Origin of the sequence: Frankia sp. AgPm24, assembly GCF_023243055.1 — a bacterium.
Classification (GTDB): Bacteria; Actinomycetota; Actinomycetes; order Frankiales; family Frankiaceae; genus Frankia; species Frankia umida.
Map to the genome: position 1 here is coordinate 36,729 of NZ_JALKFW010000005.1, position 19,780 is coordinate 56,508.

Genomic DNA, 19,780 nt, shown 5'->3' on the forward strand with positions numbered 1-19,780 from the left:
CGACTCCCCCGACAAGGACTGTTACATGGCGCAGAACGACACCACCGACGTCTTCGAACCGTCCGTGGACAACGAGGCCACGCTCAAGCTCTGGCAGGATCGGCACTCCTTCGAGGTGGCCGACCTTCTGCCCGCGGACGACGACAAGCGGCGGCGTTATGTCGTGAGCATGTTCCCCTATCCTTCCGGGGACCTGCACATGGGCCACGCCGAGGTGTACAGCATCAGCGACGCGATCGCCCGGTTCGAGCGTCTGCGCGGCGGTGCCGTTGTCCATCCCATCGGCTGGGACTCGTTCGGCCTTCCCGCGGAGAACGCGGCGCTGCGCCGAAACCTGGATCCGGCCGAGTGGACGTACCAGAACATCGAGGTTCAGGCGGAGTCGTTCAAGCGGCTCGGCATTTCCTTCGACTGGCGCACCCGGCTGCACACCTCAGACCCCGAGTACTACCGCTGGAACCAGTGGATTTTCCTGCGGATGTTCGAGAAGGGCCTCGCCTATCGCAAGGCGGCCCCGGTGAACTGGTGCCCGACGGACAAGACCGTGCTCGCCAACGAGCAGGTCATCCAGGGTAAATGTGAGCGGTGCGGCACCGAGGTCATCAAGCGGAAACTCACCCAGTGGTTCTTCCGCATCTCCGACTACGCCCAGCGTCTGTTGGACGACATGACCCAGCTCGCCGGCAACTGGCCGGACGACGTCCTGGCGATGCAGCGGAACTGGATCGGCCGTTCGGTCGGCGCCCACATCGACTTCGCCGTCGACGGCCGTGCCGAGCCCGTCCGGGTCTTCAGCACACGTCCTGACACGTTGTACGGGGCGACGTTCTTCGTGGTGGCCGCGGATTCACCGCTGGCCGACGAGCTGTGCGCGCCGGAGCAGGCCGCCGCGCTCGCCGACTACCAGGCACGCACCCGCGCCACACCGGAGCTGGAGCGGCTGGCCACGGACCGGCCGATGACCGGTGTCTCCCTCGGCCGGACCGCCCGCAACCCGCTGACCGGTGACGCGGTGCCGATCTACGCGTCCGACTACGTGCTGGCCGAGTACGGCACCGGCGCCGTGATGGCGGTACCCGCGCATGACCAGCGTGACCTCAACTTCGCGCGGACGCTCGGGCTACCCGTGCGGGTCGTCGTCGCCACCGACGAGCCGGACCCGGCCACGACCGGCGTCGCGACCTCGGGCGATGGTCGGCTGGTGAACTCCGGTCCGCTGGACGGGCTGACCGTGCCGGCGGCGAAGGCCGCGGTCATCGCGGATCTCGAGGCCCGCGGCGCGGGCACCGCCGCGGTGACGTTCCGCGTGCGCGACTGGCTCATCTCCCGGCAGCGTTACTGGGGCACCCCCATTCCGATCATTCACTGCGAATCCTGCGGTGAGGTTCCGGTGCCCGATGACCAGCTGCCGGTCCGGCTGCCGACCACCGGCTATGAGCTGCGTTCCCAGGACGGCAGTTCGCCGTTGCAGTCCGCGACGCAGTGGCTGAAGGTCACCTGCCCCACCTGTGGCGCGCCGGCCACGCGGGACACCGACACGATGGACACGTTCGTCGACTCGTCCTGGTATTTTCTGCGTTTCCCGAACCCGACCTACACCGACGGCCCGTTCGACCCGGCCGGGGTCCGCGCCTGGCTGCCGGTGGACGAGTACGTCGGCGGCAAGGAACATGCCACCGGCCATCTCTTCTACGCCCGTTTCATGACCAAGGTGCTGCACGACCTGGGTTATCTGCCGTTCACCGAGCCGTTCACCCGCCTGACCAACCAGGGTCAGGTCATCATGAACGGCAAGGCGATGAGCAAGAGTCTGGGGAACCTGGTCAACCTGCAGGACCAGCTCGCCCAGTACGGGCCGGACGCGGTCCGGATCACCATGCTGTTCGCGAGCCCCCCCGAGGAGGACATCGACTGGGCCGATGTGTCCCCGGGCGGCTCCACCAAATGGCTCAACCGGGTGCTGCGGCTCGTGCACGACATAGGTAAGCCCACCACGGATGGTTCCGCCCCGGAAGGTCCCGCGGGCGGCGGGTCGGACACCGGTGATCCGGCGGTCCGCAAGCAGGTGCACGCGCTGATCGCCGCGGTGACGCAGGCGATGGAGGGCAAGCGGATCAATGTGGCGATCGCCCGGCTGATGGAGCTGACGACGGCGGTGAAGAAGGCCCACGACGCACGGGCGACCCCGGAGGCCGCCGTGCGCGAGGGAGCGTCCTCGCTCGTGCGGATGCTGTCCGTCGTCGCGCCGTTCACCGCCGAGGAGGCCTGGTCGCTGCTGGGGAACCAGCCGTCGGTCACCGACGCCGGCTGGCCCTCGTTCGATCCGACGCTGCTCGTCGAGGAGACCGTGACCTGTGTCATTCAGGTCAACGGAAAGGTCCGGGACCGGATCGAGGTGCCGACGGCGGTGACCGAGGACGAACTGCGTGACCTCGCCCTCGACGCGCCGAAGATCCGCGGGCTGCTGGCCGGCGCCGAGGTCCGCAAGATGATCATTCGGGTGCCGCGGGTCGTGAACCTGGTGCTCTGATCGCCGTGTCCCCGCCCGGGTCGTCCCCGCTCGTCTCGTCCGCCGGTGCGGGCGCGAGGACGACCCGGCGGGGTCGGGCATGCCCCAGGAACTCGGTGAGGGCGAACTCGTATCCGTAGGCGCCGGCCATCGGGAAGACGACGACGTCACCGGGACGCACCGAGTCGACCGTGATGTCGCGGGCCAACGTGTCCTCCGGGGTGCACAGCTCCCCGACCACGGTCACCGCACGCGGCGCCGACGGCACCGGCGCCGCCGCGGTGCCGCCGCGGCGCACCACGGCGAAGTTGTGCACGATCTCCCAGGAGATCGGCAGCGCGAAGTGGTGGATGCCACCGCGCAGCACGACGAAGTCGGTGCCGTAGGAGTGCTTCACATCGATCACCTCGGCGGTGTACCAGCCGCAGTCGGCGACGAGCAGCCGGCCCGGCTCGAAGATCACACGCACGTCGGCGGGGATCCTCAGGCGGCCCAGCCCCTCCCCGAACCGGGCCAGGGCGAAGGGGCGTTCGCCCCGGCGATCGGGCTCGAACGGCACCCCGAAGCCACCCCCCACGTCGACCACACGCAGCTCCATCCGGGCGGTCCGGGCCGTGCGGATGGCGAAGTCGAGGCACCAGCGGACATAGTCCAGGTGGGCCAGCGCATCGAGGTTCGCGGCCACCGCGTGGACGTGGAAGCCGGCCACGTCCAGATGGGGCAGGCGCCCCGCCAGTTCGAGCACGGCGGGCACCTCCGGTTCCGGGATGCCGAACGCGCTCGGCCGTCCGCCCATCCGCAGTGACCCGGTGAGGCGCACCTGCCGGGGATTGACCCGCAGCGCCACGGTGACCCGCCGGCCGAGGCGGGCCGCGAGGTCCTCCAGCCGGCGCAGCTCGCCCGCGCTCTCCACGTTGATCACGGCGTCCACGTGCTGGGCCGCATCCGGTAGCTCGGCCAGCGCGGTCAGCAGGGCGGCCGACTTGGCCGGGCCCGAACTGACCAGTCGCCACCGGCTGGAGGCCACCCCGGGTCGCCTCGATCCCACCCGGTCGACGGCCGCACGCTCAGCGGCCGCACGGTCGAAGGCCGCCAGGGCGTGGCGCACCTCGCTGGTCGACGAGACCTCGAAACCGTGGATTCCCAGGCCCGGCTGACCCGACGTGGCCGGTTCGGCCCGCCGCGGGCCGGCCAGCAGGGCGTCGAGAACCGGCGGGAATCCGTTCGCCTTGATCGCGTAGCAGATCTCGGCCCAGTCCGGCAGGCACTCCCGCAGGGCCGCGGCCTTACCGGCCGCGACCGCCGGGTCATACAGATAGGCACTGCTGGCGGCCGTGCCGGCCCGGCCCTGGCGCACCGCGTCCAGCACCGTGCTGGGCAGGCTGTGCGCCGCCAGGGCGGGCAGTCCGGCGGCCGACGGCGGCAGTTCCATCCGTGCGCTCCTCTCCGCGGCTCGGGACCGTGTCCGGTGGGCTTCGCGTCGCACGACAACCGATGGGTCCCGGGTCTGGGCCGCAGCCTGCCCCCTGCGGACCATCCATCGGGGCGATACGCTGAAATAGCGCGCGAACGAACATCGCTTCCCGCCAATCCGCACGGATTGGTCACCACGGGCACCCGGAGTGGTCCCACCGGATCACCGCATCCGCGCATCACCACTGTCAGATTGCGGCCGCAACTGGATCACACGCCCAACACCGACGGATTCGGTGTGTCCGCCCCCGGTGACCACCCACACGCATGAGACTGACCGCACACTTCCCGGCCGGCGGCGTGCTCCATCACCTCGTGGAGCGTTCGCGCGACGATGCGGGGTATGCAGGCGGACTATGGGCTGATCGCCGCCCGGCGGTGGCCGCGCCAGGCACGACCGAACCTGCCGTTGCCGGCGCGCGTCACACCATTCTCCGATAAGTTAGGTTAGGCTTCCCTCAAACAGGTCCGCTCAAAAGGGAGTCGCCCCCTTGACGATTTCCGCTCACAGCGGCACAAATGCCGGTTCTTCCGTTCCGGCGGTCGATGCGGCCGCGATCCTTACGCGCCAGCGCAGCCGAGAGTCCGCTGCTCGCACCTATGCACGCACCCTCCCGATCGTCCCGGTCCGGGCGGAAGGCGCGATCATCCATGGCGCGGACGGGCGGCGCTATCTGGACTGCCTGTCCGGCGCCGGCACGCTGGCGCTGGGTCACAACCATCCGGATGTCATCCAGGCGATCAGCGAGACGCTCGCCAGCGGCGCCCCCCTGCACACCCTGGACCTGGCCACCCCGGAGAAGGACGCCTTCGTCGAGGAGCTGCGGGCCAGCCTGCCGGCGGGCCTTGGTCCGGACGCGAAGCTGCACTTCTGCGGCCCGAGCGGCTCCGACGCGGTGGAAGCGGCGATCAAGCTCGCCCAGACCGCGACCGGCAACCAGACCCTGCTGGCCTTCACCGGCGGCTACCACGGCATGACCGCGGGAGCGCTCGCGGTCACGGGCAACGTCGCGGTGAAGAATCCGCTGCCCGCGTCGGGGTCGGTGGTCCGCCTGCCGTTCCCGCACCCCTACCGCTGCCCGTTCGGGGTGGGCGAGGCCAGTGATCGCAACGCCGGTCCGGGCGGTGCCCAGCTGTCCATCAGCTACATCGAACGACTGCTGGATGACCCGCTCGGGGGGGTCACCAGTCCGGCCGCCCTGGTCGTCGAACCCGTCCAGGGCGAAGGGGGGGTGGTGCCGGCACCGGACGAGTGGCTCACGGCGGTCCGCGAGATCACCCGGCGGCGCGGCATCCCGATGATCGTCGACGAGGTGCAGACCGGAGTGGCCCGAACGGGCCGGTTCTGGGCTGTCGAACACAGCGGGATCACCCCCGACATCCTGGTGATGTCCAAGGCGATCGGCGGCGGGCAGCCCCTCGCGGTGATCGCCTATCGGGCGGAGCTGGATGTCTGGCTGCCCGGGGCGCACACCGGCACCTTCCGCGGTAACCAGCTCGCCATGGCCGCGGGGCGCGCCACCCTGCGTCGGGTCCGGCTCGACGGGCTGGACGACCACAGCGCACGCCTCGGTGCGCGGATGCTGGCCGGGCTCGCCGAGATCGCCCATGGGCGCCCGCAGATCGGCCATGTGCGCGGCCGCGGGCTCATGCTCGGCGCCGAGATCGTCGACCCGAGCGGCGAACCGGACAGCGCCGGCGCGTATCCGGCCGACCCTCGGCTGGCCGCCCTGATCCGGGCGGAGAGCCTGCACCGGGGCCTGATCATCGAGCTCGGCGGCCGGCACTCGGCGGTGATCCGCCTGCTACCACCCCTGATCATCACCGAGGCGCAGATCGAACGGGCCCTGGCCATGCTGGCCGACGCGGTCGACGCCGCGGTGCGCCGACTCGGCTCGACGCCGGCCACACCGGCCGCCCCCGGCCCGCCCGGTCTGCCCGGCCTGCCCGGCCCGGGCCCGGGGCGGCGCCTGCACGCCGGCTGCGGATCACGGGAGAGACCGGACACCGGCCGCGAGGCCACATGAGTAGTCCAGCCGAGCCCCCGCTGGTACTCGCCGAACTCGTCGCTCTGTGTCTGGCCGCGCTGGACGACGGGCAACGCCGACGAGGCGGCCCACTGCCCGCCGGTGGGCCCGCGCGGGTGCGGGCCCACATCCTCGCGGCGCTGGGCGCCTCCCCCGAGGGGACCAGCGACCCGACGGAGCCGACGGAGCCGTCCGGGCTGTTGACCGCGGACGGGATCGGCGCCGCGGCGGCGCTGACCGACCTGGTCACCGCGCTTGCCGCGGGCAGCGTGGCACCGGCTGATCCCTGGTGCGCCGCCCATCTGCACTGCCCACCGCTGCCGGTGGCGGTGGCCGCGGACCTCGCGGTCAGCGCGCTCAATCCCTCCCTGGACTCCTGGGATCAGGCGCCGGCGGCGACGACGGTGGAGACCGAGGTCGTCGCCGCCCTCGCGACGCTGGTCGGCTTCGATCCCCGGCGGGCCACCGGCACGATCACCACCGGCGGCAGCGAGTCCAACCTGCTGGGCCTGCTGCTGGCCCGGGACGCGGCCCTGGGCCGCGCGGCGCACCACGACCGACGTGCGCCGCGGGTGTTCCGCTCGAGTGCCGCGCACCTGTCGGTGGACCGGGCCGCCGCCGTGCTCGGCCTGCCCGACCCGGGGGTCGTCGAGATTCCCACCGACGAGCACGACCGGATGCGGGTCGACCTGTTGCGTCAGGCGCTGGCCGAGCACGAGGGACCGGCCGTGGTGGTCGCCACGGCCGGCACCACCGACGCCGGCGCGATCGACCCCCTGCCCCAGATCGCGGCGGCGCTCGCGGAGCACCGCCGTAGGCCCTGGGCCACCGGCGGGCCGGCGGCGGCGCATCGCCCGGACGTGCCCCCCGTCGATCCCACCACCCGCGGCTGGCTGCACGTCGACGCGGCCTACGGCGGCGGGGCGTTGTTCTCCACGCGTCTGGCCGGGCTGCTGGCCGGCCTCACCGAGGCCGACTCGGTCGCGCTGGACCTGCACAAGTGGGGGTGGCAGCCGGCGCCGGCCGGGGTGTTCCTCACCCCCCGTCCGGACGGCTGGCCCAGCCTGCGGGCCGCCCACGCGGACTACCTGCGGGCGGACGACGACGAGGCGGCGGGCTACCCGAGCCTGCTCGACCGTTCACTGCGCACCACCCGGCGACCCGACAGCTTCCCGATCGCCGTGACCCTGCGTGCGCTCGGCCGTCACGGTCTGGGCAGCCGGGTGGACGCCTGCCACGAGCTCGCGCTGCACGCGCAGCGGCAGGTGGCCGCCGATCCGCGGTTGGAACTCGCCTTCCCCGTCACACTGAGCACCGTCGTCTTTCGCTACCGCCCGACCGGCCCGGGCGATCCGGACGAGGTGAACGCGCGGATCCGGCGCCGGCTGCTCCATGACGGTCGGGCCGTCATCGGCCGCACCCGGACCGGGCCGCGACGATCGGTCCAGCTCAAGCTCACCCTGCTCAACCCGGCTGCCACCCAGGCGGATGTGACGGCGCTGCTGCGCCTGATCGCCACCACCGGTGATCTGCTGGCCCAACCGGGCCAGGCCACGGACGAGGAGCCGCCCCCCAGGGGAACCGCGCCGTGAGCCACCAGGCCGGAGCGGACGCGGGCACGGGTGCGGATGGCGCGCTCGGTGGGCAGCCGAGCGCGGCTGTCGTCGCCGCCGACATCACCGCTGAGACCCTGCTGCGCTGCTGGCTGCGGGAAAGCGATCTCCTGCCAGCGGCCAGAATCGACTCGGACACCGTCTGGGTGCCGCTGCTGGCCTCGGGGCTGCGCGTGCGCCTTCGACTGACCTATCGCTCACCGACCGGCTGGCACCGCTTCGACCAGCCCGAACTGGTCGGTGCGGACGGCACCTGCGCCGGACCGATCAGCGCCGGCCTGCTCGCGGCGCTGATCGTCGAGGAGATCACCGGCGGGCGGGGCCCGTCGACGGCGAGCCTGACCGCCCTGCAACGCATCACCGAGGCGACCGCCCGGATCGCCGGCCATCTCCAGGCCCGCCGCGCCTCCCCGCACCCGGCGTCGGCCCTGCCGGTCCGCCAGGCGCCCTTTCTGGTCGCGGAGCAGGCCTCACTCACCGGACATCCGTTCCACCCTGCGGCGCAGAGCCGCCACGGCGCCTCCGACGAGGCGATCGCCCGCTACTCCCCCGAACGGGGGGGCTCGTTCGCCCTGCACTGGTTCGCCGCGCACCCCACCGTTCTGGCCATGTCCGGTGCCGCCCCCCACACGGACCTGATCCGACTGCTCACCGACCTGTACGACGGCGGCCCACCGCCGGCTGGGTTCGTGCCGATCCCGGCGCACCCCTGGCAGGCCCGGGAGCTGCTTTCCGACCCGGCCGGGCCGGTCGCTGCGCTGCTCGCGGACGGCCGGCTGGTCGACCTCGGCGTCGCCGGTGCCGCCTGGCACGCCACCACCTCGGTGCGGTCGGTCTGGCGGCCGGACCGCGCGGTGATGCTGAAACTGTCGTTGGGCCTGCGCATCACCAACTCCCGGCGGGTCCTGCTCCGTGACGAGCTGCGCCTGGCCGAGACGATCACCCGGCTGGTCGATGCCGGGCTCGGCGCCGCCCTCGCCGCCCGGCATCCCGCCTTCCACCTGATCGGGGAGCCGCACTGGGTCGCCGTCGACGCACCGGGCCTGGAGACGGCCCTGCGGATCAATCCGTTCGGGCCCGCCGATCGGGCGGTGTGCCTGTCCGCCCTGCTCGCCATCCGGCCCGATCAGGCGGTGGACGGCCTCGGCCGGGCCCGCGCCGCGATGCTTCCCGCGCTGCTGATCGCCCGCCACACCCGCCACGGCGAGTCGCTCGGGAGCCTCGCCGAGGCGTGGTTCGACCGGTACCTGGCCGTCCTGGTGACCCCCGTGCTGGACCTCTACCTGCACCACGGGGTCGGGATCGAGGCACATCTGCAGAACACCCTGGTCAGCCTGGACGACGATGGCTGGCCGGTGGCCGGCTGGTACCGCGACAGCCAGGGCTACTACATCGGCGAGTCGGCCGTCGAGGCCACGCGCCGTCTGCTCCCGGGCTTCGCCACCGGGCTCGACGTGGTGTTCCCGGACGCGCTGATCATCGATCGGATCATCTACTACCTGTTCGTGAACAACGTGTTCGCGGTCGTCGGCGCGCTGGGAGCGGCCGGTGTCGCCGACGAACACCGCCTCCTTGGCCGGGTCCGCGTGCTGCTCACGCGGCTGGACCGCACCGCCCGCACGGGCCAGGCTGACCACCGCCCGCCGCGAGCTCGTCGCCGGCTGCTGTCGACTCTGCTCGGCGCCACCATGTTGCCCAGCAAGGGCAATCTGCGGACCCTGGTCGACGGACGTGACGAACTGATCGGGCCGGTGGCCACCCAGTCGGTCTACGTGCAGATTCCGAATCCGCTGTTGGAGGGCACCCCGTGAGATCCCCCGTTGCGACCACCGACGGTGACCGGAGCGTGCCGGCCAGCGAGCCGGCCGGGTCCGGTCCGTCCCGGCCGCAGGACACCGTCTACGACGTCGTCGGGATCGGGCTCGGTCCGTTCAACCTGTCGCTGGCCGCGCTCGCCGACGGCCTGCCCGCCGTGCGGTCCGTTTTTGTCGACCAGGCGCCGGCCTTCAGCTGGCATCCGGGGCTGCTGCTGGACGGCACCACGTTGCAGGTGCCGTTCCTGGCCGATCTGGTCACACTCATCGATCCGACCAGCCGGTGGTCGTTCCTGTCCTATCTGCGGGCCCACGACCGGCTGTTTCGCTTCTACTTCTACGAGCGCTTCCACATTCCGCGGCGGGAGTACGACGCCTACTGCCGCTGGGTCGCCCGCGGTCTGCCCTCGACGCACTTCGGTGTCCGGGCCGAGGCCGTCCACTGGGACGCCACCGCCGGCCTGTTCCGGGTCGCGCTGCGCCGCAGCGGTTCCCCCCAGGATGGGGACGCGTCTCCCGAACCGACCAGGGCCTGGTCCGCTCGAGTGATCCACGCCCGGAATCTGGTCCTCGGCATCGGCACCGAACCGGCCGTTCCGGCCGCCTTCACCGGTGTCTCCCCCGATCGGGCCTTCCACAGCGCGCACTACCGGCAGCGCCGGGCGGAACTGGCCGACCGGCCCCGGATCACCGTGGTCGGATCGGGCCAGTCGGGGGCGGAGATCGTCGCCGACCTGCTGCGTGGCCCCGCGCCGGCGGGCCGCCATCTGACCTGGGTGACCCGCACCCCCGCCTTCGCCCCGATGGAGTACTCCAAGCTCGGACTCGAACAGTTCACCCCCGACCACGTGCGCTACTTCCATGGTCTGGCCCAGCACCGCAAGGACGCCCTCGTGCCGGCGCAGTGGCAGCTGCACAGGGCGATCGACACGGACACGATCGCGCAGATCTACGACCTGCTCTACGAGCGCACCATCGACGGCGGCGAGCCTGGGGCCACACTGCTGCCGGGTGTCACGGTCGAGACGGCGAGCCAGTGCCACGAGCGCGACGAGATCACCCTCGCCTGCCGCCATCGGGAGCAGGACGTCCCCTTCGCGCTGGCCGCGGACGCCGTCGTGCTGGCCACCGGGTACGCCGCCCGTCGCCCCAGCCTGCTGGGTCCGATCGCGGGCCTGCTCGAGCTCGATGCCAGCGGGCGGTTCGTGGTCGACGACCGCTATCGCGTGGCGACCACCTCCGAGGTCACCGGACGCATCTACGTCCAGAACGCCGAGCTGCACACCCATGGGGTCGGCGCCCCCGATCTGGGTCTCGGTGCGTGGCGATCCGCCGTGATCCTCGACGACCTGACCGGTGGGCGCGCCCACCGGCTCCCGTCGCCCAACGCGTTCACCACCTTCGGCGCCCCGCCGCCCACGCCACCGCCAGCGGCCACCAACACCGACACCGACTCTGCCACCGACACCGACTCTGCCACCGACTCTGCCACCGACACCGACTCTGCCACCGACACCGCGGCCAGCATCCGGGCCGCCGACGTCCCAGGTGCCACCCGGCCCGATCCGGGGATCCTCGATCGGGTACGACCGTGACGGGCCCGGTCGAGCGCCCGCGGACGTCCGCGGGCGAGACCGCCGCGCGCTGGCGGCAGGCCGGTCGGGCCCTGCTGGTCCGACTTCTCGCCGAGCTGGCCTACGAGGAGCTGATCACCCCCCTGGCCGAACCGGAGATCGGGCCGGCGGCCGGCCGGTCGGGCCGGGTGACGAGCCCCCCGGACATCCGACCGGCGGATGCCGCGATCGGGCGGGGTCCGGTGCATGCCTACCGGGTGCCGACCGCCCACGCCGACTACCGCTTCCAGGCCCGGCGCGGGACGTTCGGTTCCTGGTGGATCGAACCCGCCAGCGTGGCGCGGACTCCCACCGCCGGCGCGGACCAGGCCGCGGACGATCCGGTGATGTTCCTGCGGGAGGCGCAGTCCCTGCTCGGCTGGTCCGATCCCGTCCTCGCCGATGTCATCCGGGACCTGCTCGCGACCCAGGCCGCCGATGCGCGGCTGCTGGCCGGCGCACGGCCCGCGGCGCGGCTCGCGGACCTGTCCCTCACCGACCTCGAGGGATGTCAGAGCGGCCACCCCTGCCTGGTCGCGAACAAGGGGCGCATCGGCTTCGCCGCGGCGGTGGAGCGCTACAGCCCCGAAAGCCATCGTCCCTTCCGGCTGGTGTGGGTCGCCGCCCATCCGGACCTGGCTGTCTGGTCCGAACTCTCCGGTCAGCCGAGCCAGGTCGGGTTCCTGGCACAGGAACTCGACGAGTCGGTCCGGCTGCGGTTCGCCGAGGTGCTCAGGGCGACCCTGGCCGAGCCGGCGTCCTCGGGCGGCACGCGGCCCGCCGCCATCGCTGATCCGGCCGGGCCGGTGTACGTGTGGCTTCCGGTGCATCCCTGGCAGTGGGAGAACGTGGTCGTCACGCTGTTCGCGGCGGAACTGGCCACGGGACGCCTGGTCCGTCTGGGCGAGGCGCCGGACCGCTATGTCCCGATGCAGGCGGTGCGCACCCTGGCCAACGTCGACCGGCCGAGGCGGCGCAACGTCAAACTCGCCCTGATGATCCGCAACACACTGGTCTGGCGTGGGATGTCGGCCGCCGACGCCCTCGCCGGGCCGCCGGTGTCCCGCTGGCTGCTCGCGCTGTGCGCCGCCGACCCGTTCCTGCGTGAGGTCAGCGGTCTCCAGCCGCTGCCCGAGGTCGCCGGGGCCGCCGTCAGCCACAGCGCCTACGAGGCCCTGCCCGCGGCACCGTATCGCCTGCACGAACTGCTCGGGGTGATCTGGCGGGAGCCGGTGGACGCCTACCTGGCCGAGGGGGAGCGGGCCCGCAGCCTCGCGGCGCTGCTCATGATCGGCTCGGACGGGAGATCGCTGCTCGCCGAACTCGTGGCCCGATCGGGCCAGGAGCCCCGGGTCTGGCTACGGGCGCTGTTCACCGCGCTGCTCCCCGGTCTGCTGCACTTCCTGTACCGGTACGGCGTCGCGTTCACCCCACATGGCGAGAACGTGCTGTGTGTCTTCGACGCCGAGCAGATCCCCCGGCGCATCGCGATCAAGGATTTCGGGGCGGACGTCGAACTGGTCGACGGCCACTTCCCCGAGCGTGGGCCGCTGCCGGCGGCGGTGGACGAGCACTGCCGTCGCTGGCCCGGCCGCGAGCTCGCACATGCGGTGCTCTCCGCCGTCTTCGCCGGGCACTTCCGCTACTTCTCGGTCCTCGTCGCCGATCATCTCGAGGTCGACGAGGAGGAGTTCTGGGGGCTGGTCCGCGCGACGATGGACGACTACCACGCCCGTTTCCCCGAGCTCGCCGCCCGCTTCGGCGAGGTCGACCTGCTCATCCCCCGATTCGACCGGGTCTGTCTGAACCGAGAGCAGTTCGCCGGTGCCGGGTTCCACGACCGACCCGCACGTGACGGCGGGTTCGACCTGATGCGGGGTACCGTCGCCAATCCGGTGGCCAGTGTGCCCGGCCGCCCCATCCCACCGGCGCCGCCCAGACGGACGGGACGAACGGAGAGCACATGACGTCGTTGCCGGCGCCGATTCCACCCGCCCGGTCGGGGCAGGAGCTCACCGCCCCGGCCGCCGCACCCGCCGAGGCGACCGACCGTCGAGGAACCCAGACGCTGCACGAACTGATGCACGGTGACGACCCGATCGACGAGGTGGTCGTGGCCACCGTCGACCTGCAGGGCCGGCTGGTCGGCAGCGCGGTGTCCCCGGAGCACTTCGCCGACGAGGTGCTCCCCCAGGGGCTCGGGGCCTGCACCTACCTGCACGCCGTCGACGTCGACATGCGGACCGACGACGGCTTTCCGCACACCCCCTGGCACGGTGGTTTCGGGGACCTGCGGCTGCGTCCCGATCTGACGAGTCTTCGCCGGGCACCGTGGCGCCGCTCGTGCGGGGTGGTCCTCGCGGACGCCTACTGGCCCGACGGGACGGTGGTGGACGTCTCTCCCCGGGCCATCCTTCGCCGTCAGCTCGACGCGCTGCGCGAGGCGGGTCAGCAGGCCCTGGTCGGCACCGAACTGGAGTTTCTGGCCTTCCGCGAGTCCTACGACCGCGCGGCCCGACGTTCGTGGGCCGGACTCACCCCGGCCAGCCGCTACAACATCGACTACGCCCTGTTCGGCACGGAGGGGCTGGACGATCTGACCCGGCGCATCCGGGTGGCGATGCGCGAGGCCGGCATCGCGGTGGAATCGGCCCGGGGGGAGGTCCATCCGGGCCAGTACGAGATCGTGTTCCGGTACGCCGAGGCGCTGGCGGCCTGCGACATCCACGCCCTGTACAAGATCACCGCGAAGCGGATCGCCGCGGCAGGCGGGCAGGCGTTGACCTTCATGGCGAAGTACGACCAGGGCGAGGGCAACTCCTGCCACATCCACCTGTCCCTGCGCGACGCCACCAGTGCGGAACCCGTCTTCGCGGCCGCCCCCGACCAGCACGACGCACCCGGCGCCGGCGCCGGGACCGGGACCGGGACCGGGACCGGGACCGGGCGTCCTCCTCACCGACCAGGGCGGCCCGCCCGCACGGACACCGTCGGCATGTCGCCCCTGATGTGCTCCTTCGTGGCGGGGCAGCTGGCCTGCCTGGCCGACTTCACACTGCTGTTCGCACCGAACGTCAACTCCTACAAGCGGCTCGCTCCCGGGGCGTTCGCCCCGACCGGGATCAGCTGGGGCCGGGACAACCGGACCTGCGCGGTGCGGGTGGTCGGTGCCGGGGCAGGCCTGCGCATCGAGCACCGGGTGCCCGGTGGGGACGCGAACCCGTACCTGGCCGTCGCCGGCATCCTCGCCGCCGGCCTGTACGGAGTTCGCCAGGGGCTGGAACTGGAGCCCGGACGGGTCGGTAACGCGTTCACGATGCCCGGCCTGCCTCCGCTGCCGACGACGCTGCGCGCCGCCGTCGACCGGTGGCGCTCCAGCCCCGTCGCCCGGGCGGCCTTCGGCGAACGGGTCGTCGCCCACCTGGCCCATGCGGCCGAGGTCGAGCTGACCGGCCACGAGCGGACCGTCACCGACTGGGAGCGCCAGCGCGGCTTCGAGCGCAGCTGACCCGCCGGCTCCGGGCGTGGCCCGAACGGACGGCTCCGAGCACCACCCAAGCGGACAAGCGAACGGGCGGGCCAGGACTGACGGGCGGGTCAGGGCTGGCGGGCCAGGACTGACGGGCGGGTCAGGGCTGGTGGGTCAGGGCTGGTGGGTCAGGGCTGGTGGGTCAGGCGGGCTGGCCGGTCAGGGCTGGTGGGCTGGGTCTGACGAGCGGACGGGGGCGTCGGCGTCGGCGGTGGCGCTGTCGCGGGGCGCCGGCGGCGGAGCCCCCGGCTGGGGGACGTCCTCGACGTGCTCATGTAGTCCGAACCGGCGGTGCAGCGCCCGCAACGGGCCGGGCGCCCACCAGTTCGCGCCGCCGGCGACCCGCATGAACGCCGGGACCAGCACCCCCCGGATGAGGGTGGCGTCAAGCACGATGGCCAGCGCCGTGCCGACCCCGAACATCTGGATGAAGCGCACCGAGGAGGTGGCGAACGCGACGAAGGTGACCGCGAGCAGGGCGGCGGCGGTGCTGACGATCCGGCCGACCCTGGCGAGGCCGGTGGCGACCGACTCGACGTTGCTCGCCCCGGTGTCACGCACCTCCTTGATCCGCGACAGCAGGAACACCTCGTAGTCCATCGACAGGCCGAAGGCGATACAGAACAGCAGCACGGGCATGGAGGTGTCGAGCGGGCCCGGGGTGAAGTCGAGCAGGCCGGACAGATGACCGTCACTGAAGATCCAGACCGCGGCGCCGAACACCGCGCAGGTGCACAGTCCGTTGAGCAGAATCGCCTTCACCGGCAGCAGCACGCTGCCGGTGAACAGGAACAGCAGGACGAACGTCGCCAGCGCGATGAGCCCGAGCGCCAGCGGCAGCCGATCACCGATCGCAGACCGGCCATCGACGAGGACGGCGGGCGCACCCCCCACCAGGACGGTGCTGCCGCCGGGCGCGGGCAGCGCACGCGTCGCATGGACCAGCGCCCGGGCCTGGGTGGACGCGTAGTCCACCGCGGGGACCACCTGCAACAGGTCGTCACCCGCGGCGCGGAAACGCACACTGGTCGCGTTGGGGGGTGCGGTCTGCCTCCCACGGACGACGGTGCCGAGGGCGTAGTCCACCCGGGCGACGTCAGGCAGCCGGGACAGGGTGTTCGCATAGGCCGACAGCGCGGCGGGATCGAGCGCGCCGCGCCCGTCCTGCTGGACGACCACCTCCATCGATCCGGACAGGTCAGCGGGGAAGCGTTCGCGCAGCGCGTCGCCGACCGTGCGGCTGGCGGCGGCTCCCGGCCGCAGCACCCGGTCGTCCGGTGTGCCGAACTGGACGTGCAGGAACGGGGCGGCGAGCACGAGCAGGATCACGATCACCGGTAGTCCGGTCAGGACCGGGTGGGCCATGACGGTCGAGGCCACCCGCCGCCAGAACGCCGACTCCGCGGCCTCGGGTGCGGCCTCGGGCGCCTTCTGCCGGCGCCGACGGACCAGTCCGATCAGGCCACCCACGTGCCAGGCGTTCACCCGCTCACCCAGCACCATGAGCAGCGCGGGCAGCACGACCACCGCGGCGAGCACCGCCACCACCGTGACCGAGATGCCGGCATAGGCCATGGAGCGCAGGAAGAACGGCGGGAACAACAACATCACGACCAGGCTCACGACCACCGTGGCGCCGCTGAAGAAGATGGTTCGACCGGCGGAGCGCACGGTGATCGAGACCGCGGACGCACGGTCATGGCCCGCGGCCAGTTCCTCGCGGAATCGGCTGACCATCAACAGCGAGTAGTCGATGCCGAGGCCGAGGCCGAGCGCGGAGGTCAGGTTCACCGCGAAGATCGAGACATCGGTGGCGCTACCGATGACCGCGAGGATCGCGAGGCCACCCACCATCCCGAGCAGACCCACGGCCAGCGGCAGCAGCGCCGCGACCACCCCGGCGAACGCCACGACCAGCAGGACCAGGGTGATCGGGATGGCGATCGACTCGGCCACCGCGAGATCGCTGGAGACCTGATCGCCGATGTCGTTGTTGATCGCGGCCGCGCCCCCGGGCTCGACGGTCACCTCGGGGGGGTCGAACGCCCGGGAGGCATACCGCTTCACCACGTCCGACGCGTCATCGTCGTCGGCGACGCTGGCCACCACCAGGGCCGAACGGCGGTCCTGCGAGCGCAGCGCGCTGCCCGCGCCGGACCAGTAGGACACGACGTCGCGGGCGCCGGGCTGGGCGGCCAGGTCCGCGGCGACCGCCCGACCGGCGGCGACCACCCGAGGGTCGTCGACCTCGCCCACCCGGGCGGTGACGAGCAGCAGCACGTTCGCCCGTCCGTGGAAGTGCTCGTCGAGGACGTCGACGGCACGGCTGGAATCCGAACGGGGGTCGTCGAACCCGCCGGTCCGCAGCTTGCCGAACGCGGTGCTGCCCAGCAGCGCCCCGAGAACCACCAGGACCGCCGTGCCGGCGAGGACCAGCCGCGTCCGTCGCGTGGTCAACGCCACCAGGATCGCGAACACGGTGTCCTCCCTCGATCGGGCTCTCAGGGAGAGACACTGTTCGCGACCGGTGCGCCACGTCAAGGTCGTTTGTGCGCACAATGACCGGTCCGTCCCCCTGTCAGTGCCTGACTCAGGAGATCGGACCGGTCACGTCGAGCAGGGTCAGGCGGAGGCCCGCAACTGGCGGCCGAGGGTGTCCAGGGCCTGTCGGCGAGAGCTCTTGATCTCGGGAAGCCGGGCCTGGTAGGCCGGCGCGGTCGCGAGTGGCTGGTAGAACCCCAGGCGCGGCACGAAGTCCGCGTCGTCGTAACCCGACGGACGGTGCAGGGAGTAGGTACGACCCGGAAACAACAGGTCGTAGTTGTCGGCGATCTGCCAGATCGCCACATGCGGGTCGACCCGACGCCGCTGGAAGTAGGCCTCAAGAACATCGATTGTGAAACTGATCTCATGGAACTGCTTTACCAGTGCGTGGTAATGCTGGCCGACCTGGTACTTGATCGGCAGTTCGATCTGCAGGCTGTCGGAGTAGTCCAACAGATCCAGGGCCAGTACCTTCAGGGATGTTTCGACCCCATAGCCGCGCGAGAAGGCCAGCGAGGCGAAGACATCCGCGTCGATGACGAACTCGCCGATCAGTGGCTGGAGCGTGCGGGTGATCGACGGCACGTAGCGGGCGAGCTGTTTCGACAGCAACGACCGCAGCATCTCGGTCGTGCGCCCGCCGGGCTGGCCGTCACCGGTCACCCTTCGCGAACTACCGTTCACGAACAGCGGGGCATTGCCGGCGGTCGTGGCCGCGGCGAGAACCCCCACCGTCGCGGGATCGTAACTTTCCAGGTCGGCGTCGTGAAAGATCAGCCGGTTTCCGAAGGCGAGATAGGCGAGGCTGCGCATCGCCCCGGCCTTTCCGCCGGTCGTCGTGTCCTCGCGGCCGGCATGCCGCTGCAGCACCGAGTTTCCCCGCACGACCCAGCTCGCGCCGGCTTCGGTCGCGATGCGCATCAGATCATGCTCATCGCCGTCGGAGGTGGGATCGACGACCACGCCGATCTCGTCCAGGACCCGGCGTTCCTGCATCCAGTGCTGCCGATCCCGCGCGATGATATCGCCGAGTGTTCGGGCGGCCTCCGGGCCACGGGCAGGGATCAGCAGGCTCAGGGTGATGCCCTTGGCAAGCTTGTCCGCCTCGATCGCGTCGAGGTCGAGGCCGGTGGGTTCGAGCGTTCGCACGGACGCCCCTCTCTCGTGACCTTTGTGGGGGTACGGATCGCCCGGCAGCGGAGCGGGTGGGGTGGGGATCCGTCGGTGGACAGCGGGGTGAATCACACAGCCTGGCGGAATTTCCGGTCGTGCCGCCGACCGTGGATTAGCCACCTCCGTCCGCTACGGTCCGACCATCACCTGGATTCCGGTGACCTGGCCGTTTCCAGTACCTCCCGTACGCCGGGTTCGCCGCATCGACTTCACGGTCTCCCGGGTACGACCGCTCCGACACATGACACGTGCCGGAGCGTCAAAGTATCGGCGTTGCGACCGAATCCGTCACTCCCCCCGTTTACCGGCTGGTATCCGCCGCTGCCGTCCCGGCAGGTGGCGATCACGCCGCGCCGTCCGCGAGCGGCGGATTCGGCGAAATCAGCACCATTCGCATCCGAACGGACACTCAGAGTCGGGACCATCTGGGTGGGTGGGAGAGAAGTACCCGCACATCGACCCGGCGATGCCAGGCCGGCATCGCCGGGATGAGCCCGCCCGGACCTGCCCCGCCCCGGTCGCACCCCCGCCCAGGAAGCGCACCGGCCACGGCGCGACCCGAAGCGGGGGGAACGAGCGGAGCACCACACGAAAGGAGATTATGTGATCTTCATCACATCATGGGTGGGTGCGCGTGCCCACCCGGACGTGCCGGCTCAGGGGTGCGCGACGAAGTTGAAGTGCCGCCCCGTCTCGAACGTGTCCCGGAACTTCGGCAGGGTGTAGGGGCCCTCGCCGTCGAGGTCGAAGATCCGAAGGCCGAGATCACCGTCGATCAGCAGATACATGTCGTCCGCCGACGTCCCGTAGTCGCGGGCCCCGGCGCCGAACTCGAACACCAGGTGCGGGCGGCTGTTCGCGATCAGCTTGGTGGCGCCACGGAAGACGCCGTATTCGGCGCCCTCGACATCCACCTTGATCAGTGTCGGATGGTAGTCCACCGGCAGCACGTCGTCGAGGACCTCGACGGTGACCTCGATCTGCTCGACATCCTCGGTGTCCGGCACCCGGTCACGCAGCCCGCTGTAGGCCGGCCGGCTGCGCACATAGGTGAAGGGCAGCACGCCCGGCGCGTCGGACAGCGCGGCCTGACGCACGTCGACGGTGGGAAAGTCGGCCCGCAGGGTGGCGGCCATGTGCGGCAGCGGCTCGTAGGCGACATGGGTTCCGTGCGGCGCGTGCCGCAGGATCGTCCGCAGCACATCGCCACGGTGCGCACCCACATCAATACAGTTCGACGTCTCGGTGAGTACGAACGACATCAGCAACGCCAGATGTCGATCATCGTTTCGGTTACGCCGCGCAGTCGGCACAACATTGTCTCGAACCAGCTTCAGCGCCGGCCCGAGCCCCAGATCCACCGCCTTACGGCGGAGTGCGGCAAGCTGTTTCTCCATTCGCGGATCCATTGGCCCCGCCCTTCCGTTGTCCCAGCTACGACCCGCCCGAGTGCAGCAGACCCCGATTTCCACCGGACGGGTGGGT

11 protein-coding genes are annotated in these 19,780 nt (G+C 71.5%); 7 read left to right on the top strand and 4 right to left on the bottom strand.

What is annotated here, in order from left to right; genetic code table 11:
* Nucleotides 1-25 precede the first annotated feature (25 nt).
* The gene (leuS, locus tag MXD61_RS03510; RefSeq protein WP_251079385.1) at nucleotides 26-2,530 is read left to right on the top strand and encodes a leucine--tRNA ligase; all 2,505 of its coding nucleotides are present in this window, start codon (nucleotides 26-28) and stop codon (nucleotides 2,528-2,530) included.
* Here leuS and MXD61_RS03515 read toward each other — a convergent pair.
* Entirely contained in the window at nucleotides 2,493-3,941 is a 1,449-nt protein-coding gene (locus MXD61_RS03515; protein ID WP_248811419.1) for an alanine racemase, read from the bottom strand. The two genes, leuS and MXD61_RS03515, sit on opposite strands and share 38 nt — an antisense overlap.
* Nucleotides 3,942-4,473: 532 nt before the next feature.
* Between MXD61_RS03515 and MXD61_RS03520 the strand changes: the two genes are divergently transcribed.
* The 6 genes from MXD61_RS03520 (at nucleotide 4,474) to MXD61_RS03545 (ending at nucleotide 14,557) form a co-directional block, all read left to right on the top strand.
* Nucleotides 4,474-6,009 (top strand): diaminobutyrate--2-oxoglutarate transaminase family protein, encoded by a 1,536-nt coding sequence (locus MXD61_RS03520; protein WP_248811420.1) that lies wholly within the window; start codon nucleotides 4,474-4,476, stop codon nucleotides 6,007-6,009.
* A complete protein-coding gene (locus MXD61_RS03525; protein WP_248811421.1) occupies nucleotides 6,006-7,601 on the top strand; it encodes a pyridoxal-dependent decarboxylase in 1,596 nt (531 codons plus the stop codon). The genes MXD61_RS03520 and MXD61_RS03525 overlap by 4 nt, the downstream gene beginning before the upstream one ends.
* Nucleotides 7,598-9,433 (top strand): IucA/IucC family siderophore biosynthesis protein, encoded by a 1,836-nt coding sequence (locus tag MXD61_RS03530; RefSeq protein WP_248811422.1) that lies wholly within the window; start codon nucleotides 7,598-7,600, stop codon nucleotides 9,431-9,433. Before MXD61_RS03525 ends, MXD61_RS03530 begins: the two co-directional genes overlap by 4 nt.
* Complete coding sequence (locus MXD61_RS03535) at nucleotides 9,430-11,031, top strand: lysine N(6)-hydroxylase/L-ornithine N(5)-oxygenase family protein (RefSeq protein WP_374628376.1); 1,602 nt, start codon at nucleotides 9,430-9,432, stop codon at nucleotides 11,029-11,031. The genes MXD61_RS03530 and MXD61_RS03535 overlap by 4 nt, the downstream gene beginning before the upstream one ends.
* Nucleotides 11,028-13,016: an IucA/IucC family siderophore biosynthesis protein gene (locus MXD61_RS03540; protein ID WP_248811423.1), complete on the top strand. Its 1,989-nt coding sequence runs from the start codon at nucleotides 11,028-11,030 to the stop codon at nucleotides 13,014-13,016. Before MXD61_RS03535 ends, MXD61_RS03540 begins: the two co-directional genes overlap by 4 nt.
* A gap of 113 nt (nucleotides 13,017-13,129) precedes the next feature.
* The gene (locus tag MXD61_RS03545) at nucleotides 13,130-14,557 is read left to right on the top strand and encodes a glutamine synthetase family protein (RefSeq protein WP_374628418.1); all 1,428 of its coding nucleotides are present in this window, start codon (nucleotides 13,130-13,132) and stop codon (nucleotides 14,555-14,557) included.
* 180 nt (nucleotides 14,558-14,737) lie between these two features.
* Here MXD61_RS03545 and MXD61_RS03550 read toward each other — a convergent pair whose 3' ends face one another.
* The 3 genes from MXD61_RS03550 to MXD61_RS03560 all read right to left on the bottom strand — a co-directional run bounded on the left by MXD61_RS03550 (nucleotide 14,738) and on the right by MXD61_RS03560 (nucleotide 19,704).
* Nucleotides 14,738-17,056, bottom strand: coding sequence for an MMPL family transporter (locus MXD61_RS03550; protein ID WP_248811425.1), 2,319 nt, complete (start codon nucleotides 17,054-17,056; stop codon nucleotides 14,738-14,740).
* Nucleotides 17,057-17,200: 144 nt separating this feature from the next.
* Nucleotides 17,201-18,271 (bottom strand): hypothetical protein, encoded by a 1,071-nt coding sequence (locus tag MXD61_RS03555; protein WP_248811426.1) that lies wholly within the window; start codon nucleotides 18,269-18,271, stop codon nucleotides 17,201-17,203.
* Nucleotides 18,272-18,951: 680 nt separating this feature from the next.
* Nucleotides 18,952-19,704: an FkbM family methyltransferase gene (locus MXD61_RS03560; RefSeq protein WP_374628378.1), complete on the bottom strand. Its 753-nt coding sequence runs from the start codon at nucleotides 19,702-19,704 to the stop codon at nucleotides 18,952-18,954.
* Nucleotides 19,705-19,780 lie beyond the last annotated feature (76 nt).